The sequence below is a fragment of the Agrobacterium sp. 10T429 genome, from assembly GCF_056393925.1.
In genome coordinates this window covers 199,831-224,241 of the sequence record NZ_JBFTGV010000008.1, presented here as the reverse complement: position 1 = coordinate 224,241, position 24,411 = coordinate 199,831, and the positions used below count along the sequence as shown (strand labels likewise).

The window sequence follows — 24,411 nt, the reverse complement described above, 5'->3', positions numbered from 1 at the left end:
TACCTCAGACTTTCTTGAAGGCTGGATGCCACTGCAGGAAGATGCTTTCGAGGAAGCGGGCAAAACTGTCCGCCAGCTTGCCAAGAAGCGCGTAAATAAGGATCGACAGCACGACGACATCGATCAGCAGGAACTCGCGCGCCTGCATGGCCATGTAGCCGAGGCCGGAAGAGGAGGAAATCGTTTCCGCCACGATAAGCGTCAGCCACATGATGCCGAGCGCATAACGCAGGCCGGTGAAAATGGACGGCAGCGCGCCGGGCAGGATCACTCGCCGGAACAGGGTGAAGGGCGACATGCCATAGGTACGCCCCATCTCCACCAGTTGCGGATCGACCCCCTGAATGCCGAGCAGCGTGTTGATGTAGATGGGGAAAAACACTCCGAGTGCCACGAGGAAAAGCTTTGCCTCCTCGTCGATGCCGAACCAGAGGATGACGAGCGGAATGAGCGCCAGATGCGGGATGTTGCGGATCATCTGCAGCGTCGTGTCGGTAAAGCTGCGGGAAAACCGCGACAGTCCGTTGGCCAGCCCGAAGATGAAACCAATCGCGCCGCCAACGGCGAAACCGGCCAGAGCGCGAGCGGAGCTGACACCGATATTGGCGATGAGTTCCCCTGAAAGCAAAAGCCGCCAGAAGGCTTCCGCGACGGCAGAGGGAGCCGGCAGGACGTTTGCCGAAATGAGACCGACGCGGGCAGCAAGCTCCCAGCCGGCAAGAATGATGGCAGGAAGCAACCAGCCCGTGATGCTTCCAGCCTCGATACGCCTTCTGATGCTCATCGCGAAGCCCTCCGTATCCGGGATCAGTTGGTGGCGCCTGACCAGACGGCATCCTTGATGCTGATCTGCTTAGGGATCAGGCCCAGGCGATAAAAGCGGTCGGCAGTTTCCTGCTGGCTGGCAATGATCTTGTCATCGATTTTCGAAATACCGAATTCCGAACGGTTCGCAGCCAGCGTCTGCGCTTCCAGCGGTACACCTGTCACCTCATGCAGGGCTGCCGCAACCTTGTCGCGGTTGGCGGCGGACCATTTGGCCGCCTCGCCCAGGGCATCAAGCGTGATATTGATGGTGTCGGCATGGGATTTGGCATAGTCGCGGTTGGCGAGGAAATAGGTGCTCACGTTGAGAACCTCGCTGGTGCGGGCCAGAGTGACGGGCTTATAGCGGGTCTCGGCAATTGCATAGAACGGATCCCAGACGGCCCAGGCGTCGATCTTGTCGCTGGCAAAGGCTGCCGCCGCGTCAGCAGGGCTGAGATAGACCACGTCGATATCGCTAAATTTCAGGCCGTTCTTCTCAATTGCCGCCACCAGCAGATTGTGGGCGCTTGTGCCCTTGCCGACGCCGACCTTTTTGCCCTTCAGATCGGCAACCGACTTTATACCGCTCTCGGGCTTGGTGAAGATCGCCTCACCCTTACCGTTCGAGGGAAGAGCCGCAACGTAAACGATGGCCGAACCGGCCGCCTGACCGAAGATTGGCGGCGCATCGCCCGTCCAGCCGACATTGATGGAGCCAACATTCAAGGCCTCCACCAGCGGTGGGCCTGCGGTGAATTCGACCCACGAAACCTTGACGCCCTTGGCCTCAAGCGCCTTTTCGATGACGCCCTGTTGCCTCGCGATCACCGGCAGGCCGGTTTTCTGATAACCGATCTTCAGCTCTTCCGCCGCCTGCGCCTGCAAGGGCAGAACGGACAATGCAGCGACAACAAGAAAACTGGCGGAGAGGGCACGACGGGTAATGGCTGGCATTTTAGCTCCTTGTCGCCGACCCCTGGGGCCGGTTTGCGATATGGAGCAATGCTAGGGTTTTCGATGAAAACGATAGAGAGAGGATAATTCAATATCAGCGATATTGCGGGAATAAAATTCCGCAGAGACGCCTCTTTCCCGCAAATCATCGCAGGAGGCATTACCAAGCCTGCTTAACAGACGAATGCCGGTGCGGACTGGCCGCACCGGCATGATGGATCAATATCGCTATCGAACGCGCAAACTTGCGAAGCGATTTACTCGATATCGAAGGAAACGCCCTGCGCCAAAGGCAGCGCCTTGGAGTAGTTGATGGTGTTGGTGGCGCGGCGCATATAGGCCTTCCATGCATCCGAACCAGATTCGCGGCCACCGCCGGTTTCCTTTTCACCACCGAATGCGCCGCCGATTTCCGCGCCCGAGGTTCCGATATTGACGTTGGCGATGCCGCAATCCGAGCCTTCCGAGGACAGGAAACGTTCCGATTCCTGAATGTCACGGGTGAAGATCGACGACGACAGACCAGCGGCAACGGCGTTATGCGCGTCAATCGCCTGATCGAGATCGCTGTACTTCATCACATAAAGGATCGGCGCGAACGTCTCTTCCAACACCGGCCCCGCCTGTTCAGGCATTTCGACAAGTGCCGGCTTTACATAATAGGCATCCGGCGCACCCGTATCCACGCGCCCGCCGCCATTCACCACGCCGTCATGCGCCTTGGCCGCTTCGAGCGCCTTCTGCATCCCGTCGAAAGCCGCCTTGTCCACCAACGGTCCGACAAGCGCCGATGTTTCCAGCGGATTGCCGACGGAAACGGAGGCGTAGGCCTTTTTCAGACGCGGCACGAGCTGGTCGTAAACACTGTCATGCACAAAGAGACGGCGAAGCGTGGTGCAGCGCTGGCCGGCCGTGCCCATGGCGCCGAAGGCAATGGCGCGCAGCGCCATGTCGAGATCGGCAGACGGGCAGACGATGCCGGCATTGTTGCCGCCCAGTTCCAGAATGGCGCGGGCGAAGCGCTTCGCCAGACGCGGGCCGACATCGCGGCCCATGCGGGTGGAACCGGTGGCAGAAACCAGGGGAACCTTGGGGTTGTCCACCAATGCTTCACCAACGGCGCGGTCGCCGATCAGAAGCTGCGACAGCCCTTCCGGCGCATCGCCAAAACGGGCTACGGCACGTTCGAAGATGCCCTGAACCGCAAGTGCCGTCAGCGGGGTCTTTTCAGATGGCTTCCAGACCACCGAATTGCCGCAGACTAGCGCGAGCGCCGCGTTCCACGACCAGACCGCGACCGGAAAATTGAAGGCGGAGATAACGCCGACAACGCCGAGCGGATGCCAGGTTTCCATCATACGGTGGCCGGGGCGTTCGGTGGCGATGGTGAGGCCGTAAAGCTGGCGGGACAAACCGACCGCGAAATCGCAGATATCGATCATCTCCTGCACTTCGCCGAGACCTTCGGACGGGACCTTGCCCGCTTCCAGCGAGACGAGCCGACCGAGATCTGCCTTGAAGGAGCGCAGTTCTTCGCCCAGAAGCCGGATCAGTTCGCCACGGCGCGGAGCAGGCACGTTGCGCCAAATCTTGAAGGCGGCATCGGCCTTGTCGACCACGGCTGCGACACCCTCGACCGAAATGGTCTTGAGGCTGGCGATCTGTTCACCCGTTACCGGGCTGAACGACGCCATATCGCCGCCGGTATAAAGATCGCGGGCGACGCCCATTCTGTCGAGCAGGGCCGCGGCTTCCTGTTTCACGTCAAGCTTCGTCGTCGCATCCATGTCAAATTATCCTTTTTGGCTCAAAGGGGAGGAAAGGCCGTTTTTGATACGGCGCTTTCAACTCCCGTCGCTGTTCTTTCCCCGAGTTTATCATTTTGTGAAACGGGGTCTCCGTCGAAGCCGGCAAAACACCATTCCATTCTTTCCCGTAATCATATATGGCCATAATGACCCTTTTCCAATGAGGAAAGCGGGTAAGTTGATGCGAGAATGGTATGGATCCGCGCAGAAGACTGGTCCCTGATATCGTAACCCTGCAAGCATTCGAGTGTGCCGCAAGGCATGGGAATTTTACCCGTGCGGCGGAAGAACTCAACCTCACGCAAAGTGCGGTCAGCCGGCAGATCGGCGAACTCGAGGCGCAGACCGGAATGCAGCTTTTCGAACGCATCCGCCGGCGCGTCGTCCTGTCGGAAGCGGGTCGCAAATTCCTGCCAGACGTGCGGCGCCTGTTGCAGCAATCCGAACAGCTGATGGTGCGCGCGGTCTCGGCCGGAACATCTCATGCATCACTTTCCGTCGCCACCCTGCCAACCTTCGGCAGCCGCTGGCTGATGCCGCGTCTGCACCGCTTCATCGACGCCAACCCGGAAATGACCATCACCATCGGCTCGCGCTCGCACCCTTTCGATTTCGATGAGGAAGGTTTCGACCTCGCCATCCATTACGGCCAGCCGGTCTGGGCGCACGGCACCTGCACCTTTTTATGCAACGAAGTGATCGTGCCGGTCGCCAGCCCCGCTCTGCTTCAGCGCGCGGGAATGAGAGAGCCGGAGGATTTTAACCGACAACCGTTGCTGCACGTGACCACACGGCCGAAACTATGGACTGAGTGGCTGGAGATGAATGGGGTAACGGCGGAGAATGCCTATAGAGGCAGCCGTTTCGACCAGTTTTCGATGATCATTGAAGCAGCCATAAGCGGCATTGGCTTTGCCCTTCTGCCGAAATATCTGATCGAGGCGGAACTCGTCTCCGGCCGTCTCGAAATCGTCTTCGACATTCCACTGCAAACCGACAAGAGCTATTATGTTGCCCTGCCGGAAGGGCGGCAGGACAATGTCCTTGCCCGCGCCTTCCAGGCATGGCTTCTCGATCAGGTCGGCAAGCCGGCCTAGATATTCACACAGTGCCGCCGATGGAAACCTCGTCAAGCCCCGGCAGATCGGGGCCGACCGGCACGATCCGGGTCGGATTGAGCGCCTTGATCGAATAATAACCGCGCTTGATGTGGTCGATATTGACCGTGTCACGCACGCCCGGAATGTTTAGCACCCGCATCATATAGGCCTGCAGGGCCCGATAGTCGGCAATGCGGCGAAGGTTGCACTTGAAGAGGCCGTAATAGGCGGCATCGAAACGCACCAGCGTCACGAAAAGCCTGACATCCGTTTCCGTCAGGCGATCGCCGAAGAGGAAGGGACCGCCTGATGCCAGGCGAGTTTCAAGTTCCTGAAGTGTCGCGAAGACGTCGGCGAAGGCTTCCTCATAGGCAAGCTGGGTGGTGGCAAAACCGGTTCTGTAGACACCGTTGTTGAGGCGGGGATAGATATGGTCGTTGAGCGCATCAATCGCGTCCCGCAGATCTTCCGGATAAAGATCGATGCCGTTATCGGCCAGATCGCCGAAACCGGAATTCAGCATGCGGAGAATGTCGGCGGATTCGTTGTTGACGATGGTTTTCGTCTTCTTGTCCCAAAGAACCGGAACGGTGGCACGGCCGGTATAATGCGGATCGGCGCTGGTATAGGCTTCGTGCATATAAGCGAAGCCGTTCAGCCCGTCGCGATCCGAACCTGGATAATCGCCGAATTTCCAACCCTCGTCGGAGAGCGCCGGCTCCACAATTGAGACCGAAATGACATCCTCGAGCTTCTTGAGCTTGCGGCCGATCAGCGTGCGTGAGGCCCATGGACAAATCAGCGCGACATAGAGATGATAGCGCCCAGCCTCGGCCTTGAAAGCGCCCTCTCCCGTCGGGCCTGCTGAACCATCAGACGTTACCCAGTTGCGGAAGCCGGATGTCTGGCGAACGAAACCACCCTTCTTGTCGGTCGCCTGCACCGGGTGCCATTCGGCGGTCCACTTTCCATCCACGAGCATTTTGGGCTCTCCATTCATCTATCGATGAAAAGCTTATGGGGCCGTCTGCACCCACCCCACAAGCCGCGCTTCGGTTGACGCACTGTTTCCGATCGATGGATGACTTCAAAGCCGATTGCGGAAAAACGGATTCCAGCGAACTGTGCCGAGCCTGACCCTTTCGCGGATCATCGTCAGAAGTCCCGATGCAGCGATGACACCCAGCCCAAGCACCGCGATCGCATCCGGATATTCGTGGAAGAAAGTCATGCCGATCGCCACGGCCCAGAGGATCTGAGAATAATGCGAGGGTGCAATCTGGCTGGCCGGCGCGATACGTGTTGCGACGAGCAGCGTTATCTGTCCCGTCGCCGTGCAGAGGCCGATGAAGGCAAAGGCGGCGAACTGGTGCAGATTGGGCATGACGAACTCGGGAATCGAGGCAATGCCGTTGAAGGTGAGGCCGTAGACCAAAAGCACGCCCATGATCGAGGTGCGCTTCTCCTTGCCCGCAAGCGAGCGGAGCAGCACGATGGTCATCGCCGCCAGGAATGCGACACCGATGGCTGCGACGTGCCCGAGTTCCAGCGCCTTGAAGCCGGGCCGCACGACGAGCAGAACACCGACGATGCCGGCCAGAACGGCCGCCCAGCGCCATGGCCCTATATCTTCCTTCAATACGACAGCAGACAGCACTGTCACGAACAGCGGTGAGAGAAAGATCAGCGCATAGGCTTCGGCCAGCGGAATGGTTGTGAAGGCATAGATACCGAGAATACCGGCGAACAGGCCGGAAATCGCCCGCCCGTGCACCGCAAACGGACGGCTCATGCGCCAGAATTCACGCCACCTTTCCTCACGCGGCTTGCTGAAGAAGATGAAGATGCCGGAAAACAGGATGCTGAAAAAGCCGATCTCGAAAACGCTGATCTGTGATCCAAGCGACTTGATCGTGGCATCGCCCAGGGAAAAGGTCGCATAAGCGAACAGACCGAGCAGAAAACCCTTTTGCATTTGAACTTCCCCGAACAGCGACCGCAACGCAAAGCGCACCCCGGCCGCTTAAAGCAACCCGGACGCCCCTTAAGGGACAGACAGTCTGGCAGATTTGATCCTCACCCTATGGCTAGACCCGGCTACCTATGAGTGCAAGCCGCAAAAGCCGCAAAAACACCCGATCCGACCGCATCGATGCAGATGGCCGCAAGGTGCGGCAAATTTGTCCCGCCGACGCCATCATATCACCGTCACGGAAAGAGGTTAGCCCGTGTTGATCGTGGCGCTTGGCGGCAAGCGTGAAGGCGGCTAAACAATGTGGTGTGATTGCACCCGCTGATTTCGCCTGAAGCTTGCTGCGCGAACATCGCCTCACGAACCGAAAGGAAGAAGAATGCGGATAGTGATGATCGGTGCCGGTTATGTCGGCCTTGTTTCCGGTGCGTGTTTTGCCGATTTCGGCCATGACGTGATCTGCGTGGACAAGATGCCGGAGAAGATCGAAGCGCTGAAAAGCGGCCATATCCCGATCTTCGAACCGGGTCTGGAAGTCATCGTTGCCAACAACGCCAAGGCGGGCCGGTTGAGCTTCACCACCGACCTCTCCTCCGCGGTTGCCAATGCCGACGTCGTGTTCATCGCGGTCGGCACGCCCTCGCGGCGCGGCGACGGCCACGCCGATCTCGGGTATGTCTATGCGGCGGCGAAAGAAATCGCCCATTCGCTTGACGGCTTCACCGTCATCGTCACCAAGTCTACCGTTCCCGTCGGCACAGGGGACGAGGTGGAACGCATCATCCGCGAAGAAAACCCCTCGGCCGATTTTGCCGTTGTTTCCAACCCGGAATTTCTGCGGGAAGGCGCGGCCATCGAGGATTTCAAGCGACCGGACCGCATCGTCGTCGGTCTTTCCGACGAGCGCGCCCGCCCGGTGATGACGGAGGTTTACCGTCCGCTTTATCTCAACCAGTCGCCTTTGCTCTTCACCACCAGGCGCAGTTCGGAACTGATCAAATATGCCGCCAACGCCTTTCTGGCGATGAAGATCACCTTTATCAACGAAATGGCGGATCTGTGCGAAAAGGTCGGCGCCAATGTTCAGGATATTTCGCGCGGCATCGGCCTCGATGGCCGCATCGGCGCGAAGTTCCTGCATGCCGGCCCCGGTTATGGCGGCTCCTGTTTCCCCAAGGATACGCTGGCGCTTGCCAAGACCGCACAGGACTATGACGCCCCTGTGCGGCTGATCGAGACCACCATTGCCATCAACGACAACCGCAAGCGCGCCATGGGCCGCAAGGTCATCAACGCGGTGGGTGGCGACGTGCGCGGCAAGAAGATCGCCGTCCTTGGCCTGACCTTCAAGCCCAATACCGACGACATGCGCGACAGCCCGGCAATTGCCATCATCCAGACCCTCCAGGACGGCGGCGCCAAGGTGGTCGGCTACGATCCGGAGGGAATGGTGAATGCCCGCCATGTGATCGAGGGTATCGACTATGCCAGCGGTCCCTACGAGGCTGCCGAAGGCGCCGATGCCCTCGTGATCGTGACGGAATGGAACCAGTTCCGCGCACTCGATCTGCCGCGCCTGAAGGCCATCATGAAAACCCCCGTTCTGGTTGATCTGCGCAATATCTACCGCACGGACGAGGTCACCGGGCACGGCTTCGTTTATGCCGGCATTGGCCGCCCGCACGACAGCAGTTCCGACAAGGGCCAATAGCGGTTTCGCCTTCGAAGTTTCATTAAAACGGTTTTTGCGCTTCGGTTCGGCCGCAAACGCACCAACGGATGTGGGATATAGTCATCATGCGTTATCTGGTTACCGGCACCGCGGGCTTCATCGGTTTTTACGTTGCCAAACGGCTGCTCGATGCCGGCCATTTCGTAACCGGTTTCGACGGGATGACGAAATATTACGATGTCAGCCTGAAAGAAAAACGCCATGCGATCCTTTCCCGCTCCAACGGTTTCAGGGCCGAAATCGGCATGCTGGAAGACACGGATGCGCTGAAGCGCGCGGCAGAGGCTGCCGAACCGGAAATCATAATTCACCTCGCCGCTCAGGCGGGTGTTCGCTACAGCCTCGAAAATCCACGCGCCTATATCGATTCCAATCTCATCGGATCGTGGAACATGCTGGAGCTTGCCAAGAACCTGCGTGTCAAACACCTGATGCTGGCTTCGACTTCCTCCATCTACGGCGCCAATGAAAAAATTCCCTTTGCGGAAAGCGACAAGGCCGACGAGCCGATGACGCTTTATGCGGCCACCAAAAAATCGATGGAATTGATGGCGCACAGCTACGCCCATCTCCACAAACTGCCCACCACAGCCTTCCGTTTCTTCACGGTTTACGGACCGTGGGGACGGCCGGACATGGCGCCAATCAAATTCGTCGACGCCATCTCGAACGGCGAGCCGATCGATATTTACGGCCAAGGCAATATGAGCCGCGACTTCACCTATATCGATGACCTCGTTGAAGGTATCGTCCGGCTGAGCCAGGTCATTCCGTCCGAGGAAAACCGGGTAACTGAGGAAGGCGTCACCGACACGCTGTCGCACCACGCACCCTTCCGCATCGTCAATATTGGCGGCGGCCAACCGGTAGAGCTGATGCACTTTGTCGAAACGGTCGAAAAGGCGGTCGGCAGGCCGGCAATCCGCAACATGTTGCCGATGCAGCAGGGAGACGTTCCCCGCACCTTCGCTTCACCCGATCTTCTGAGGGCCTTGACGGGCTATGTGCCGCAAACCCCGGTTGAGGAGGGCATCAAGGCCCTCGTCGCCTGGTATCGTGACATGCAGTCGACGGAGCTGCGCGAATAAATCAAAGCGTCGCCAGCAGACGATTTGAAAGCATACCGCCGGAGGCGCTCTGCATGGCGATCTTGGTTTCCACGGCTTCGATGATCGTATCGCTGAAATCGACATCGGTGAGGTCGCGAATGTTGGAGAGACCGCCGGGCGAAAACACGTTTACCTCCAGTATCTTGTCGCCGACAATATCAAGCCCGACCAGGAACATACCGTCTTCCACCAGCTTGGGCCGCATCATTTCGGCAAGCGCCACAATCTCGTCCGTCACCTTCACGGCCTCGGCAGTGCCCTTGGCGTGAATGTTGGAGCGCAGATCGCCTTTTGCCGGAACGCGGCGCAAAGCCGCATATTGTCCGTCGCGCATCAGAGGCTTGCCATTCATCATGAAGAACCGAATATCGCCATCCTTGGCGGCCGGCAGATAGGCCTGTGCAATCAAGTAACCTTCGAGACTGACCGCCTCGAAAATCTGGTTGAGATTGGCCTCCTTGCTGGAGCCGATCTTGAAGACGTTCTTGCCGCCTGAACCCTGCAGCGGCTTGACGATGACACCCTTAGGGTGGGTATCCGCAAATGCGCGTATTTCATCGACATTGCGCGAGATGATCGTGGTCGGGCGTACGATTTCCGGAAAGCTCTGGAAATAGAGCTTGTTCTGCGCCAGCGCCAATCCTTCCGGGTCGTTCAAAACCACAACGCCGCGCTGTTCTGCCAGCCGCCCGAACAGAATGCCGGCATGCACCGCCCATGGCCGCGTCGTCTGATCCAGCGAGGGATCGTTGCGCAGCATCAGCGCGTCGATTTCCTCTACATCCATGGTACGCCGTTCCAGTGCTTTGTCCTGAAGTGCAGCGTGAAAAGCATCGGCTTTCTTGTATTTGGCCTTCGGTAGAACGGTGGCGTGTACGGTCAGGCTATCATCCGAGCGCAAGGTAAAATCGCCAGGCGTCAGATACACCACCTCGTGACCGCGATTGAGCGCCGCCATGGCCAGCAGGCCGGTTGCGAAAGTAGGCCCCTCAGTTTCGATGGAATTGACGAAAAATGCGATACGCATAAGCCCCTCCTGTAATATTACAATGTCGCCAGTTCAGCGATGGATAATCCGGCCCGTATCTTTTCCAGCCGCTCATTGGCCTTGGCCGGCAGCAGAAAAGCGGGACGTACGCCCGGCGGACGCAAGAGGCCGCGCAAGGCAAGCTCCTGCATCACCGGGAAATGGGCAGCGGCAATCTTGCCCATCCAGAACGGATCGAGCGCGCCACCCTTGCGCAGATGCTCCAGCACCTCCGCAAGCCCACGCAGATAGATCACGTCCTTGGAAAGACCGCCGCCACGATAGATGCGCAAAACCATGTTGAAGGCGCCAGCCTCGTCGAAACCATGATCGCGGGTCATAGTCCGGAACGTCTCAACAAAAGTCGCGCCGTCCAGCATGGCGGCGCAGCCGACGACACGGCCGGCGATCAGCCGCAGGCGCTCGCGCGTCATGCCGCCGGCCAGATGTTCCGCCAGCACTGCCAGCCCTTCCTGCACGCCCTCGTAACCGGAAAGGCCGGTGCGGAAGAGCCGGAGGCCCTGAAACGAACCGTTGAAATAAGTGAGGAGATGCACGCCGATCTCATGCGACAGCAGCGCTTCGACCCGGCGCTGTTCCATGACGGTGTGGCGAGAAATCAGGAGCTTCTCGCCCGTCACCATCAGGCCAGGCGGCAGGTCATCCCTGATCTCGACACGCGCCTTGAATTCCGGCTCCTCCGCCAGATAGGTCTCGATCATCTCGCGCGATTTTTTGGCGACCGCATAACAATCGACCATGGCGATTTCGCCGCTCTCATCCTTGCGTGGGCAATCGGCAAGCACCTTGAGCGCCAGCGTCAAAAGCGCGGGTTCGACGGCACCGTAAAGGGCGCGGGAGAAATCGGTGAAAGTACGGCGATGCAGATTGGCCAGCATGGTCAGTTGCAGATCGATCTCCTGCTGTTTCTCCCGGTAGAGATGATAGAGCACCGGGTCTTCCAGATGATCGAAAACGACGGAATAGAGCTTGCGTTTCTGCTCCTCGACGTCAACGCCGAGCGGCCGGTAAAGCAGGCGCGGCGCATATTGGAAGCTGCCGTCGCGAAATTCCTCGAAGGCCCGGCGGGCATTGATCGGCGTCACGGACAGAAGAAAATCAAAGGACGAGACGATGTCGTCTATTGAACGATCGGCACGTCTGACGGCATCAACGAAGGCCTTGCGGCCGAGCGCGCGATGGCTGGTAACCTTGAGTGCATCTTTACCGGCAGCGAATGACGAGAAGGCCTGAAGGCCGGCATCGAAAATATCCGCAATCATCGTCTCGCGCAGGCCGGGATAATCGGCGCCGGATTCAGGCTGTCGGTAGATCGGCGCGAAACGCACGCTGATGCAGGGAAAATCAAGCCCGGCATTTTGAAATCTGAGGATCGGATCGGCATCCGGTTCGGGCCGGGTTATGCGGGGCGTGCGGAAACGCACTTCGGCATCACAAACCGCCTTAATGAAAACACGGCGTGCACTTTGCGTTTCCGGCTCAGATGTTGCCGAGACGGAAACCTCATAATGCGGCAGGAAAGGTGAATCGTCAGCGAGCAGAATGTCGTGTTCCAGTTCGCCGATATCGAGAACCATGAAGGCGCCGAAACGTTCGCGCATGGCCGTGCCGACGGCTGCAATCAGGGGTGCAGCCTCCTGAATGCTCGATGCGATCAGATAAGATGCATGCGCAGAGGCGATATCGCGGGCCGCAAGGTCCTTCGTGCCACCAGTCAGATGCAGGCAAAGAAACGGCAGCGGCCGGTCGATATGCAGCCGGCCGTTCTTTCCGACATCACGACGGACGGCTTTGCCGGCCTCAAGGCAGGCGACGACATCGTCTACCAGCTCGATAACCTGTAACGGTTCACCACGCGCCGAGGAGACGTTCATCGCCGCGCCCTCAGGCATTCTTCGAGAACCGGCTGAAGTGCGGTGATAGCGTCGCGAATATCGGAAACGACGCGCTTATCCGGCTTACCGGTCCACTCGTCCATGAAGAATTTCTTGAACTCCACTGCGATGGCGCAGCCGTTCTGCGCAAAACGCTCGTGAATAAACCGGGTCTGCTCACCCTTGCCCTGAAAGGCGACGTTCTCGCGTACATCAAGGCGGCGTCCGCCGATGGTGGCTGTCGCAAAATGATGGCCCACCGCACTGACGACGTCACTCCAGCGGCTGCGATCCATGGAAAATGTGCCGATATTGATATCAGGCGCTTCCGCCTGGGGCGTTTGCGGCGCTGTAGCGCCCTGCCGGCGATGATTGTAGCTGTGTATGTCCAGCACGACAAAAGCACCATGCCGCCGCTCGACGGTTGAAAGAACTGCTTCGAGCATTGCGTAATAGTCGGCATGAAAATCGAGCGATTGCCGGGTGGCCTCTTCCGGCGGCTCCTGTTTCCAGACCTCCAGCCCCCAGGATTGTTCCGGCTTCAGATAAACTGCCTGATCGGCGAACCGGTTGAGATCGATTTCGAAACGCGAATGGTGAACGACAATGCGGTTTGTCATTCCCGCGATCATCTCGCCGGTAAAAGGGTCTTCCTCTCTCAGCCGCTGGTCGGCGGAAAGAGCCATCAGCGAGGCTATGTCCGGGCGAATGAGATGACCATCATGAATGGCCGTGCCGATGATCGGTGAATTGCCGAAGTCGATCGACCAGAAACCCTTGTTTTCGTCGTTGCCGCGGCACTCGCCGTCACTGTGTCTGGCTGTCATGCTGCCTCCCCTGCATCTGGGCTAAAACAGCACGACTTGCCGGTTTGTTCCGATAAAAATTGCGCGCGATACATTTGTCCTTGGCAAGAATCCGCCTGAAAAAATGCGGAACCATACCGGAAAGCTCACGTTGTTCTGGCAGGAGGGCCGCCGTGTCAAACGGACACGATGGCGCTGAAGAACATCGGGATTTTTCCGTTTTCTCCCGGTGGCCAACGAAATGGCAGCCGAGCTTCTTACCCATCCGGCGCCCTCCGTCCCCGCTTTCCACGCACAAGGAACCGCGACATGGAAAAGACCGAAACGCGTAAACTTGCAGAAGAATATCTGCGGCTCGGCGGCACCCGTCAGGTCATGATCGACGACAACAAGACCTTCGTGCGCCAATGGGAAGACGAACCGGCAGAAGCCGAGACCTTCTGGCAAACGAATATCGAAAAGCTCGATCCGGAGCGCCGTGAGGATGTGGAGTTTTTTCTGCCCTCCGTGAATTCGGACAAAGACGAAAACAGATAAACAGGAAGGAAACAGACATGACTGCCATCAACACTGCAAAAATCGTCATTCTCGCAACGGACGGCTATGAGCGTTCGGAACTGCGCGTGCCATATGATCAGCTGAAGGCCAAGGGCGCGGACGTCAAGATCGCCTCGATCAAGGATGGTGAGATCAAGAGCTGGGACGAAAAGAACTGGGGCGACAGCATCGCCGTCGATATGTCCGCGAAGAACGTCAGCGCCAATGATTTCAATGCACTCGTCCTGCCCGGCGGCCAGATCAATCCGGACGTATTGCGTCATGACGAGGATGCAATGCGCGTGGTGCGAGATTTCGTCAAATCCGGCAAGGTCGTGGCTGCCATCTGCCATGCCCCTTGGCTTCTGGTTGAAGCAGATGCCCTGCGCGGTCGTGACGCGACCTCCTATTGGTCGATCAAAACCGACCTGAAAAATGCCGGCGCCAACTGGAAGGACGAAAAGGTTGTGACCGATAAGGGCATCATCACGTCTCGCAGCCCCGATGATCTGGACGCCTTCGTCGCCAAAATCATCGAGGAGGTCGAAGAAGGCAACCACGAGCGCCGCGCTGCCTAAGGGCCGTAAAGCGGAAAAAAACCAGAGCGCATCCGGCCTATCCAAAATGGCCGGATGCGCTCTCTGTCTTTGTTTGTTCGCATTTTCCAGACGTAACCCGCCAGGCGTTTCCACCGTAAATGCCCTGCACCTTTCAGGAAAACTCCATGCCCACATCGGAACTGACGAAGGAACGCGACCTCAGGGAATCGAAACCCCTTTGGGCCGACACGCCACGCATAGGCCTCCGCACCAGAAACACCCCGAGTTCCGACCATTACGATACGATCGTCGTCGGCGCCGGCATCAGCGGCGCGCTTGCCGCCCATGCGTTGCAGAGACCGGGGCAATCCATGCTGATCGTCGACCGGCGTGATCCGGTGATGGGCAGCAGTGTCGCCAGCACTGCGATGATACAGCACGAGATCGACACACCCCTGATCGAGCTCAGAAAGATGATCGGCAAGGATGCTGCTGATCGGGCGTGGCAGCGCTCCGCGCGCGCCGTGCTGCGGCTGGAGGAAATCGTTTCTTCGCTTGGCATTTCCTGCAGCATGGCGCGCAAACAGGCGCTTTATCTTGCCGGAGACGAGATGGGTTTGCGTGCATTGAAGGCCGAAGCGGCAGCGCGCGAAGAGGCCGGGATCGAGGCCCGCTTTCTCGACACCGCAGAACTTAAAAACGACTATGCGATTGAGCGGACAGGGGCGATCCTCAGCGATATCTCCGCTTCCGCCAATCCGGCGCAGCTGACGGCAGGCCTGTTGCGCCACACAGCGGGCGCCGGCGCTGAGATCGTTTCACAACTTGAAATCACCGATCTTCGAAATCTCGGTGACGAGGTGGTCGTCGCCACAGCACAGGGCAAAATCATTTCCGCGCGCAATATCGTTTTCTGCACCGGATACGAATTCCTGAAATCGCTCGAAAGCCCGAAACACCAGATCATCTCCACCTGGGCGCTGGCGAGTGCGAAGGGTATCGATCTGCCGGACTGGCTGAATAGCCACATCCTCTGGGAGGCTTCAGATCCCTATCTCTACCTGCGCACCGACCGGGACGGGCGCCTTATTGCCGGTGGTGAGGATGAAGAGAACTCCACATCCTACCTGTCTGAGAGCAAGCTTGCCTCCAAGGCGGATGCAATCAAACGCAAGATCGAAAAGCTTCTTGGCGTCGACATCGGCGAACCCGAATATCGCTGGGCGGCCGGCTTCGGCACGACCACCACGGGCCTGCCGCTGATCGGCGCGGTTCCCGGCATGAAGAACGTTTATGCCGTCATGGGCTTTGGCGGCAACGGCATCACCTTCAGCCAGATCGCCGCCGAGATAGTCGCCGCTGCCGTTAATGGTGGCAAGGACCCCGACGCCGATCTCTTCCGTTTCGACTGATGCCGCTTGTCATCCTATATGCGGCGGAGCGTCTGCTGGAATATAAAACGTTGCGCGCAACAGAGCCGGAACCATAGGGGCTCCGAAAGGTTTGTCTCCCGTGCGCAATGGCGTACATCACGCACTTTCACACCATGGGAGAAGAACCAATGGCCGAGAAAAAACTCGACGACCTGTTTTACGATACGCTGAAGGATATCTATTACGCCGAAAGGCAGATCCTGAAAGCTCTGCCGAAAATGGCGCGGGCAGCGACAGACCCGAAGCTGAAACAGGCCTTCGAAAAGCACAAAGAAGAAACGCAGGGCCAGATCGAACGCCTGCAGGAAGTGTTCGAGATCATCGGCAAGCGGGCGCAGGGTAAGACCTGCGAGGCCATCCAGGGCATCATTGCCGAGGGCGAAGAGATTATGGACGATTTCAAGGGCACCGCAGCTCTCGATGCCGGTCTCATTTCCTCAGCCCAGGCGGTCGAACATTACGAAATCGCCCGTTATGGCACCCTGAAGGCATGGGCCGAAAAGCTTGGTCATGCCAATGCCGTTACCCTGCTGGATGCGACGCTGAAGGAAGAGTCCAAGACGGACGATGCGCTGAGCGCGCTTGCCAAGACATCGATCAATGCCGCAGCACAGAAAAAGGCGGCCTGATCGCCTTTTCCAACTGCACAAGCAAAAACCGGAATGGTCACCCATTCCGGTTTTTTTTGTTTGATTGAATCCGCCTCGTTTTACGGCAGGGTATAGGCGATCACATAGTCGCCCGGCTTGGTTCCAACCGAGCCGTGACCACCCGCAACCATCACAACATATTGCTTGCCGCCATCCAGCGCATAGGTCATGGGCGTTGCCTGCCCGCCAGCCGGCAGACGTGCTTCCCAGAGCTGTTTGCCGGTGGTGAGGTTGTAGGCGCGCAGATAGTTGTCGACGGCAGCACCGAGGAAGGCCACGCCACCCTTGGTAATCATCGGCCCGCCAATGCCCGGTACGCCCACCTTGAAGGGCAACGGCAGCGGCGTCATGTCATGGACCGTGCCGTTCTTGTGCTTGTAGGCGATATCGCCGGTGCGCAGGTCGGCACCAGCGACATAACCCCACGGCGGTGCCTGGCAGGGGATTTTCAGCGGACCGAGGAACGGTCCCATGAAGACGCCATAGGGCGCACCGTCATTGCGGTTCAGCCCCTGCTCACTGCCCTTCTCGTCCTGGCCCTTCGGCGGGATGTCGGCGCGCGGCACGAGCTGCGAGGTAAAGGCAAGGTATGTCGGCATGCCGAACATGACCTGACGTTCGGGATCGACCGCGACGCTGCCCCAGTTGAACGTGCCAAAATTGCCGGGATAGATGATGGAGCCGTTCAGCGAGGGCGGCGTATAGCGGCCCTGATAGTTCAGCTGATGGAAGCGGATGCGGCAGGCGAGCTGATCGAACATGGAGACGCCCCACATGTCCTTTTCCTTCAGCGGCTCCGGCTTGAACGACAGCGCCGTCGTTGGCTGAGTCGGGGAGCTGAAGTCCTCAGGGATTGTACCGCCCGGTGCCGGTTCTTCCGTAATCGACAGAAGCGGCTCACCCGTGCGCCGGTCCAGAACGTAGATATCGCCCTGCTTTGTAGGGCCGACGAGTGCAGGAACGCTTTGACCGTTCTTGGTGATGTCGAGCAGCACCGGCTGGGCCGGCACATCCATATCCCAGAGGTCGTGATGAACCGTCTGGCGCACCCAGCGATCCTTGCCGGTATTGATATCGAGCGCCACGATGGAGGAGGAATATTTCTCCACATTCTCGCTGCGACCCATACCAAGCTGGTCCGGCACCTGATTGCCGAGGGGTACGTAAACGAGGCCAAGCCCCTCGTCGTAGCTCAACACGGACCAGCTGTTCGGCGAGTTGGTAGTGTAGGTTTCGCCTGCGGCAATCGGCTCGGTCTTTTCCGGATTGCCGGAATCCCAGTTCCAGATGAGTGCGCCGCTGTTCACATCGAACGCACGGATGACGCCGGACTGTTCCTGCGTGGAGTAGTTATCGTTCACCGCACCGCCGATGATGATCTTGCCCGCCGCGATCACGGGCGGCGAGGTCGAATAATAATAACCGGCAGGATTGTATTTCATGCCCTGTTCCAGATGCAGCACGCCCTGATCCGCAAAGGATGTGCAAATCTGACCGGTCGCTGCATCAAGCGCAATCAGCCGCGCATCCGAGGTCGGCAGGTAAACGCGCTGGGCGCAGGCGGTGCCCTGTGCGGCATTGGGTTCGGCATAATAGGAAACACCGCGGCACGTCTGGTGCTGGCGGTCCGGGTTAAGACCGACATTGGGGTCGTATTTCCATTTTTCCTTGCCGGTGGCGGCATCAATGGCGATCGCCCAATTGTGCGGCGTGCAGATATAAAGCGTATTGCCGATCTTGAGCGGCGTTACCTGATAGGTGGTTTCACCCACATCATCCGGTAGCTTCACGTCGCCGGTCTGGTACCGCCACGCTTCCTTCAGCTGCGAAACATTATCGACATTGACCTGCGTCAGCGGCGAATAGCGCTGGCCATAAGGCGTGCGGCCGTATTGATGCCAATCGCCATCCGGCACGTCGCCGCCATAGATCGGAGCTGACGCCACCTTCTCCTCAGACAAGGACCCTGCCTGGTCATGCGGATCCTGCGCCATCGAATATCCCGCCACCACAATGGAGGCGAGAACGGAGAGCGCGAGTGGCCAGGCGTTCGGGCCGTAATTCAGCCCTGTCGGGCTTGAAAAACCGAGAGGCTTCCTGACCCAGGGCACCAACAACCACAGGCCGATAAGAATGACGAAGCCACCCCGCGGCCCAAGTTGCCACCAGTCGAAACCCACTTCCCAGAGGGCCCAGGCGAGTGTCGCGACAATGAAGACGGCATAGACGTGGAGAGCTGCCCGGTTACGCTTGAACAGCAGAATGGCTGTCAACAGGAAGGCCATACCGGAAAGGACGTAATAGAAGCTCCCGCCCAACATGACGAGCTGAGAGCCAAAACCGAACAGCGCAAGGCCGATCAGCGATAGAATAACCGCAGTAACGGTGACTGCCATGAATGAAACCCCCGATTCCTGTCACTTTGCGTGAAATGGAATTGGGGGCAATCTGGTTCCATACAAACTCAACATTCACCGTGAAAAATTTCACGGCATGATGGTTATGGGTTTTGTGGCGCCGGCGCAGTCTCCGTCTGAGCGTTTTGCGGCCGGTTCTCGTCGGGTTCGAAAACCGCATATTCGACGACCGTCCAGACCACCAGCGCGAGAAGCAGACTGACTACCAGGATGACAAGAACCGGACGTCCTTTTACCCCTTGCCGCGCCCGCGTTGCGGTTTCATTTTTCGGATCATGCCGACCGCCAAGATAGCTGGTATTTTCTCTGGCCATGTCTCTCACTCCCTGTAACCCTGGTGATTTAATTCACAGGGACACAGTTTGTTCCAGACAGCAAAATCAGCTTAGCCGTACTCTGCGACCGCAAGTCTATCGCAACCGGCACCGTCGAACTCATCGACCGCACTGAAACTTTGCCCAATCCCCAGCCACGAGAATGGTGGCCGGCGATTGACGTCTTCGGTTTCGCACTGGATTTCCGGCGGGTTTTCAGAAATCGACAGCCACAGCGGTGGTCCCGCCGTTTCAAAGTCGCATTGGTCGCCGGCGGCTTCGAGGTATCTCGTCGTGTCGCGGCGACGCACCCGCCATACGGGCAGCATCTCCAGAAAATTGAGAATTCGTATCATCATGATTGTCAGGCGAAATATCTATTAAAAACAACGTCCGTACTGTGGCACGCCCGCCGCGCAAGCGCATCCCTGCGGAGGTACAAGCGGAACGAATGGTCGGATTGTGCCAACATTCCGTCATACAGTGTCAGATCGGCTTCGAAACAATCGCGTCAGCGACCGAGCTGCACGATCCAGCGTGTCCACTCTGCGCTATCCGGTTTGATAATATCCGGTATGGTATCGCGGTTTTCGGATGCGAAATGCCGCATCTGACGCGGCGACAGGCCGAAGGTCTTCTTGAAAACGCGGCTGAAATTTTCCGGGTTGGTGAAGCCATAGGACGCCGCCACCTCAGCTATCGTCATATGGGCCGACTGCGGCGCCCGCAGGAAATCCATTGCCCGTTCGAGGCGCCTATGGGTGATACAGGCCGAAAACCCGCCCAGCGGTTCGAAAAGCCGGTAGACGGTGCGTCGCGATACGCCGAACTCGCCCATGACCTTTTCCACCGACAAGGCCGGATCGAGCAGATGATTGTCGATATAGCGCCTGATGGATGCTCGCAGCGCCCGCTGAACACCCTGCGCATTGTCTTCCCGGACATGATTATTGATGGCAGCCGCGGCAAGCTCCAGCAATGGCGAGACGGTGGCCGCGCCGTCATTGGCGTTCATGACGTCAAAGTGGCGGTAAACGCTGGTCATCGTTTCCCGCAGCAGAGATACCAGCGGCAAACCGGCCGGCAGCACGCGCTCGTGATTATTGCCGGAACCGATGAGCCTGCCTTCCAGCAGCCGGCGCGGCACGACAAGGCTCAGATGATCGTGATCGGTTGTGGCTGTGGCCAGCGGCTGCGCCATGTCAATGATGTAGAGATCGCCCGGGCCGGCAGTCTCGCCCGCTCCGCGCCGCGACATGCTTTGGCCGCTGGCGTAAAATTGCAGGAGAAAGCCGTCCATCCCGTCCCGGGCAATCTTGTGGCGCGAGCGGTCGAAATCCTGCGCCGAGGACTGGGTGCGGCCAAGCGCGACATTGCCGATGAAGGCTGCATCGACACTGGCAAAAAACCCGTCATCCTGCGATCTGCGCAGGCGGGCATCAAAAAGCACGTTGATCGAATCCCGCCACAGCGCCATGGCGTCGCGCTTCGGCACATGGCGTGTATCGAAACGCGAGCGCGCTAACGGAGCTTCCGAAAACCCTGTGTTCATAATACCGCTGTTCCGTGAAAACGGCGCTGACCCCGCCGCACGCAAAACTATACAGTATTGAAATCGCCTCACAATACCGGAAGGACGGCAGATGGTTCGCTTGAGCCGGATGCGCGAAAATTATTTAGCGGTCCAGCCGCCATCGATGGAAATGGTGGTGCCGGTGATGGAGCGCGCCATATCGCCGGTGAGGTAAAGCGCCATCTCCGCCACTTCCTCCGGCTGCACGAAACGTCGCGTCGGCTGCGGCGCAAGCATCACCTTCTTCACCACCTCATCCTCGCCCATGCCATGCAGGCGCGCCTGATCGGCAACCTGCGCCGCGACGAGTGGCGTCCAGACGTAACCGGGGCAGATGGCGTTGCAGGTAATGCCAAGTTCGGCCACTTCCAGCGCCACGCTTTTCGTCAGGCCCACCACGGCATGTTTCGTCGCCACATAGGGACCCTTGAAGGGTGAGGCGCGCAACCCGTGCGCGGAAGCAATATTGACGATGCGCCCCCAACCCCTTTCCTTCATGCCCGGCAGGGCTGCACGGATCGTATGAAAAGCGCTGTCGAGGGAGATCGCGACAATATGGGAGAAATCGGCGAAATCGAATTCGTCGATCGGCGCGACCTTCTGAATACCGGCATTGTTGACGAGCACGTCAATGTGACCGAATTCGGCAATGACGGTTTCCGGCAGATGTGCACTCTCGTCATAATTGGCGAGGTTGGCAGAAAAATAGACCGGCCGGTGCCGCGCCACCTTCGCAACCGCCTCCAGTGCCTGCGTCGCCGCCTCCACGGTTTCTATGCCGTGGACGGCGACGAGAAATCCCGCCTCGGCAAAACGTTTGGCGATGGCAAGGCCAATGCCGCTGGTGGAGCCGGTGACCAGAACGGTTTTCGGTTGATCCTCCATCATCCTAATCCTTCAGTTGCGGCAGGTTGCGGAAAAGCTCGAGCGCTTCGGGATTGGCGAGCGCGTCGGTGTTTTTCACCGGCCTGCCATGAATGGTGTCGCGAACTGCGATTTCGGAAATCTTGCCCGAGCGCGTACGGGGAATGGCCGTGACGGCAATGATCCTTGCCGGAACATGCCGTGGCGTAGCACCCGAGCGGATGCGGGTACGGATGGTCTTTTCGAGGTCCTCCGTCAGCGCTGCACCCTCTTTAAGGCGCACGAAGAGGATAACCCGCTGGTCACCGTCAATGTCCTGACCCACGGCAATCGCTTCCTCGACCTCCGGCACTGCTTCCACCTGACGGTAGATTTCCGCCGTACCGATGCGAACCCCACCGGGATTGAGCGTCGTATCCGAGCGCCCGTGGATGACATATCCGCCGGTGGCACGCATTTCGGCAAAATCGCCATGCGCCCAGATGCCCGGGAAGCGATCGAAATAGGCAGCCTGATAACGAGAACCGTCCTCATCGCCCCAGAATTTGACCGGCATGGAAAGATGGGCATTGCGGCAGACGAGCTCACCAGCCACGCCGCGAACGGGATGGCCTTCGTCGTCCAGGGTATCGACATCCATACCGAGCATCGCGCCCTGCAGCTCCCCACGGTGAACAGGTTGCAGCGGATTGCCGCCAAGGAAACAGGCGCATATATCCGTGCCGCCGGAAATGGAGGCGAGATGCAGATCGGCCTTCCAGTCGCGATAGATATAATCGAAGGATTGCGGGATGAGCGGCGAGCCGGTGGAAAGGATTGTCCGAAGGGATGAAAGGTCATGGGTTTCGCGCGGTTTCAACCCTGCCTTCAGGCATGCGTCGATAAATTTGGCCGATGTTCCGAAGGTCGCGATCCGTTCGGCGTCAATGAGATCGATCAGCCGCGCGGGCGACGGATAACCCGGATTGCCATCATAGGTGACGAGGGTGGCGCCAAGCGCCAGGCCGGACACCTGCCAGTTCCACATCATCCAGCCGCAGGTGGTGAAATAGAAGAAACGTTCGCCTTGCCTGATATCGCATTGCAGCTTCTGCTCCTTCATATGCTGAAGAAGCAGGCCACCGCCGGAATGGGTGATGCATTTCGGCTTGCCGGTGGTGCCGGAGGAATAAAGGATCGCCAGCGGCGCCTTGACCGGCAGCCGGTTGAACGCGATTTCACCCGGCTCAAAGGGCGAAACGAAATCATTCAACGTCACGCAGCCGAGATCGGAAAGGCTGGCGGGAACAACGTCACCAATCAGCACTATCTTTTGAGGTGCAGCGCTTTCCACCACCGCGCGGATGGTCGGTCCGACATCGATCCGCTTGCCGGCATAACCGTATTCCGGCACGGCGATGAGGATTTTCGGATCGATCTGCGAGAGCCGGTCGGACGCTCCCGCCGGGCCGAAATCCGGTGAACAGGACGACCAGATGGCTCCGATGGCGCTCGTTGCCAGATAACCGACGATCGCCTCGATATCGTGGGTGACGATAGCGCCGATACGATCGCCTTCCTTCACGCCTGCGTGGACAAGCGCCTGCACCATGAGGGAGACATCCGCATAAAGCTGCCTGCGGCTGATTTCACGCCGCGTGCCATCATCTCGATGGGCGATGATCGCCAACCGTTTATCGGCATCGCGCAGCAGGTTTTCGGCATAATTGAGCCTCGCGCCGGGATAAAACTCGGCTTCCCGCATGGTCGCGCCAGGCTTGAAGGCCCTTTCGCCGCGCGTGCCGATGATCCCCAGCTCGTCCCACAGGGCATTGTAAAAGGCATCCGGTGCCTCAATGGACCAGCGCAGCAGGCCGGAATAATCATCAGCCGAAAGCCCATGCAGCGATGAGGTCCTTGTGGCAAAGGCAAAAAGCGCCGAGTGCTCCAGCCTTTCCATTGGCGGTACCCACAGAATATCCGACGGCGTGGCGTCCATCATGCCTCGCCTCCGCGTAGCATTTCGACGATTGCGGAAAAATCACGCGCGCCACCGCCCTCACCCACGAAGTTCTCATAAAGCGTCGATGCTGCGGCGCCGAGTGGAGTGGCAACGCCGGCTCCACTCGCGGCCGCCTGCGAGAGTAGCAAATCCTTCAGCATCAGCGCCGCAGCGAAACCCGGTTGATAATCATTGTTCGCCGGTGATGTCCGCACTGGTCCCGGCACCGGGCAATAGGTGGTGAGCGACCAGCATTGACCCGATGAGGTGGAGGCGACATCGAACAGCGCCTGATGCGAAAGGCCGAGTTTTTCGCCCAGCACGAAGGCCTCGGAAACCGCAATCATGGAAATGCCGAGGATCATGTTGTTACAGATCTTGGCCGCCTGGCCGTTGCCGCCCTTGCCGCAATGGACGATCTTCTTGCCCATGGCTTCCAGCACCGGCTTGGCCGCCGAGAAAGCCTCAGCCTCTCCGCCACACATGAAGGTCAAGGTGCCGGCACTGGCACCGCCCGTACCGCCAGATACAGGCGCGTCGACGGAGGGGCAACCGGCGGAAGCGGCAAGCTCGTGTGCCTTCAGGGCGCTGTCCATATCCACCGTCGAGCAATCGATGAGAAGCGTTCCGGCAGCTATTTTCTGCACCAGATCGCCATATACCGAAACAACATGTTCCCCCTTCGGCAGCATGGTTACGATCACTTCTGCCGCATCAATGGCTTCTGCAGAATCAAAAGCGACGGGAATTCCGGCCTCCCTCGCCGCCGCGCGGCATGCCTCGGAAAGGTCGAAACCCCTGACGGCATAACCGGCCTTGACGAGATTGGCGGCCATCGGCAGGCCCATATGGCCAAGTCCGATAAAAGCGACGGTCTTCATGGGAACGCTCCT

Annotated in this window: 23 protein-coding genes; 7 read left to right on the top strand and 16 right to left on the bottom strand. The window is 58.8% G+C overall.

Annotation, left to right across the window (positions count from 1 at the left end; translation table 11 throughout):
* Positions 1–4: 4 nt before the first annotated feature.
* From AC1DCP_RS18915 to amaB, 3 genes are all read right to left on the bottom strand, one after another.
* Complete coding sequence (locus tag AC1DCP_RS18915; RefSeq protein ID WP_004432039.1) at positions 5–784, bottom strand: ABC transporter permease subunit; 780 nt, start codon at positions 782–784, stop codon at positions 5–7.
* Between the two features lie 23 nt (positions 785–807).
* Positions 808–1,761 (bottom strand): aliphatic sulfonate ABC transporter substrate-binding protein, encoded by a 954-nt coding sequence (locus AC1DCP_RS18910; protein ID WP_038494703.1) that lies wholly within the window; start codon positions 1,759–1,761, stop codon positions 808–810.
* A gap of 257 nt (positions 1,762–2,018) precedes the next feature.
* Positions 2,019–3,548 (bottom strand): L-piperidine-6-carboxylate dehydrogenase, encoded by a 1,530-nt coding sequence (amaB, locus tag AC1DCP_RS18905; protein ID WP_013762124.1) that lies wholly within the window; start codon positions 3,546–3,548, stop codon positions 2,019–2,021.
* A 215-nt stretch (positions 3,549–3,763) separates the two neighbouring features.
* Here amaB and AC1DCP_RS18900 point away from each other — a divergent pair, with 215 nt between their 5' ends.
* Complete coding sequence (locus tag AC1DCP_RS18900; RefSeq protein ID WP_004432029.1) at positions 3,764–4,666, top strand: LysR family transcriptional regulator; 903 nt, start codon at positions 3,764–3,766, stop codon at positions 4,664–4,666.
* A 4-nt stretch (positions 4,667–4,670) separates the two neighbouring features.
* On the opposite strand, the gene AC1DCP_RS18895 is transcribed toward AC1DCP_RS18900, so the two are convergent.
* Both AC1DCP_RS18895 and AC1DCP_RS18890 read right to left on the bottom strand, forming a co-directional pair.
* Positions 4,671–5,651 carry a glutathione S-transferase family protein gene (locus AC1DCP_RS18895; protein ID WP_121557372.1) on the bottom strand — a complete coding sequence of 327 codons (981 nt, stop codon included), beginning with the start codon at positions 5,649–5,651 and terminating at the stop codon, positions 4,671–4,673.
* A 105-nt stretch (positions 5,652–5,756) separates the two neighbouring features.
* Entirely contained in the window at positions 5,757–6,644 is an 888-nt protein-coding gene (locus AC1DCP_RS18890) for a DMT family transporter (RefSeq protein ID WP_004432025.1), read from the bottom strand.
* A gap of 376 nt (positions 6,645–7,020) precedes the next feature.
* Between AC1DCP_RS18890 and AC1DCP_RS18885 the strand changes: the two genes are divergently transcribed.
* Both AC1DCP_RS18885 and AC1DCP_RS18880 read left to right on the top strand, forming a co-directional pair.
* Complete coding sequence (locus tag AC1DCP_RS18885) at positions 7,021–8,352, top strand: UDP-glucose dehydrogenase family protein (protein ID WP_476774565.1); 1,332 nt, start codon at positions 7,021–7,023, stop codon at positions 8,350–8,352.
* Between the two features lie 86 nt (positions 8,353–8,438).
* Entirely contained in the window at positions 8,439–9,461 is a 1,023-nt protein-coding gene (locus AC1DCP_RS18880) for an NAD-dependent epimerase (RefSeq protein ID WP_013762120.1), read from the top strand.
* A gap of 1 nt (position 9,462) precedes the next feature.
* Here the strand turns inward: AC1DCP_RS18880 and AC1DCP_RS18875 are convergent, their stop codons facing one another.
* The 4 genes from AC1DCP_RS18875 to AC1DCP_RS18860 are packed head-to-tail and all read right to left on the bottom strand — an operon-like array spanning position 9,463 to position 13,475.
* On the bottom strand, positions 9,463–10,509 hold the full coding sequence (locus AC1DCP_RS18875) for a glutathione synthase (protein ID WP_004432010.1): 1,047 nt from the start codon (positions 10,507–10,509) through the stop codon (positions 9,463–9,465).
* Positions 10,510–10,526: 17 nt separating this feature from the next.
* A complete protein-coding gene (locus AC1DCP_RS18870) occupies positions 10,527–12,404 on the bottom strand; it encodes a flavohemoglobin expression-modulating QEGLA motif protein (RefSeq protein WP_476774564.1) in 1,878 nt (625 codons plus the stop codon).
* Positions 12,401–13,231 (bottom strand): N-formylglutamate amidohydrolase, encoded by an 831-nt coding sequence (locus AC1DCP_RS18865; protein WP_004432005.1) that lies wholly within the window; start codon positions 13,229–13,231, stop codon positions 12,401–12,403. Before AC1DCP_RS18865 ends, AC1DCP_RS18870 begins: the two co-directional genes overlap by 4 nt.
* On the bottom strand, positions 13,212–13,475 hold the full coding sequence (locus AC1DCP_RS18860; RefSeq protein ID WP_075807788.1) for a hypothetical protein: 264 nt from the start codon (positions 13,473–13,475) through the stop codon (positions 13,212–13,214). Before AC1DCP_RS18860 ends, AC1DCP_RS18865 begins: the two co-directional genes overlap by 20 nt.
* A 44-nt stretch (positions 13,476–13,519) precedes the next feature.
* Here AC1DCP_RS18860 and AC1DCP_RS18855 point away from each other — a divergent pair, with 44 nt between their 5' ends.
* The 4 genes from AC1DCP_RS18855 to AC1DCP_RS18840 all read left to right on the top strand — a co-directional run bounded on the left by AC1DCP_RS18855 (position 13,520) and on the right by AC1DCP_RS18840 (position 16,348).
* On the top strand, positions 13,520–13,747 hold the full coding sequence (locus AC1DCP_RS18855) for a hypothetical protein (protein WP_004431991.1): 228 nt from the start codon (positions 13,520–13,522) through the stop codon (positions 13,745–13,747).
* Between the two features lie 17 nt (positions 13,748–13,764).
* A complete protein-coding gene (locus tag AC1DCP_RS18850) occupies positions 13,765–14,325 on the top strand; it encodes a type 1 glutamine amidotransferase domain-containing protein (protein WP_004431989.1) in 561 nt (186 codons plus the stop codon).
* Between the two features lie 146 nt (positions 14,326–14,471).
* Positions 14,472–15,698: an NAD(P)/FAD-dependent oxidoreductase gene (locus tag AC1DCP_RS18845; protein ID WP_113473297.1), complete on the top strand. Its 1,227-nt coding sequence runs from the start codon at positions 14,472–14,474 to the stop codon at positions 15,696–15,698.
* Positions 15,699–15,847: 149 nt separating this feature from the next.
* Entirely contained in the window at positions 15,848–16,348 is a 501-nt protein-coding gene (locus tag AC1DCP_RS18840) for a YciE/YciF ferroxidase family protein (RefSeq protein ID WP_004431986.1), read from the top strand.
* 80 nt (positions 16,349–16,428) lie between these two features.
* Here the strand turns inward: AC1DCP_RS18840 and AC1DCP_RS18835 are convergent, their stop codons facing one another.
* From AC1DCP_RS18835 to mmsB, 7 genes are all read right to left on the bottom strand, one after another.
* Entirely contained in the window at positions 16,429–18,765 is a 2,337-nt protein-coding gene (locus AC1DCP_RS18835; protein ID WP_476774563.1) for a glucose/quinate/shikimate family membrane-bound PQQ-dependent dehydrogenase, read from the bottom strand.
* 104 nt (positions 18,766–18,869) lie between these two features.
* A complete protein-coding gene (locus tag AC1DCP_RS18830) occupies positions 18,870–19,100 on the bottom strand; it encodes a hypothetical protein (RefSeq protein ID WP_004431981.1) in 231 nt (76 codons plus the stop codon).
* 71 nt (positions 19,101–19,171) lie between these two features.
* A complete protein-coding gene (locus tag AC1DCP_RS18825) occupies positions 19,172–19,459 on the bottom strand; it encodes a hypothetical protein (RefSeq protein ID WP_233283685.1) in 288 nt (95 codons plus the stop codon).
* 152 nt (positions 19,460–19,611) lie between these two features.
* Positions 19,612–20,655, bottom strand: coding sequence for a helix-turn-helix domain-containing protein (locus AC1DCP_RS18820; protein ID WP_050923926.1), 1,044 nt, complete (start codon positions 20,653–20,655; stop codon positions 19,612–19,614).
* 117 nt (positions 20,656–20,772) lie between these two features.
* Positions 20,773–21,558: a 3-hydroxybutyrate dehydrogenase gene (locus tag AC1DCP_RS18815; RefSeq protein ID WP_025595201.1), complete on the bottom strand. Its 786-nt coding sequence runs from the start codon at positions 21,556–21,558 to the stop codon at positions 20,773–20,775.
* Between the two features lie 4 nt (positions 21,559–21,562).
* Entirely contained in the window at positions 21,563–23,518 is a 1,956-nt protein-coding gene (locus AC1DCP_RS18810) for an acetoacetate--CoA ligase (RefSeq protein ID WP_035199957.1), read from the bottom strand.
* A complete protein-coding gene (mmsB, locus tag AC1DCP_RS18805) occupies positions 23,515–24,399 on the bottom strand; it encodes a 3-hydroxyisobutyrate dehydrogenase (protein WP_025595203.1) in 885 nt (294 codons plus the stop codon). The genes AC1DCP_RS18810 and mmsB overlap by 4 nt, the downstream gene beginning before the upstream one ends.
* Positions 24,400–24,411: the final 12 nt, after the last annotated feature.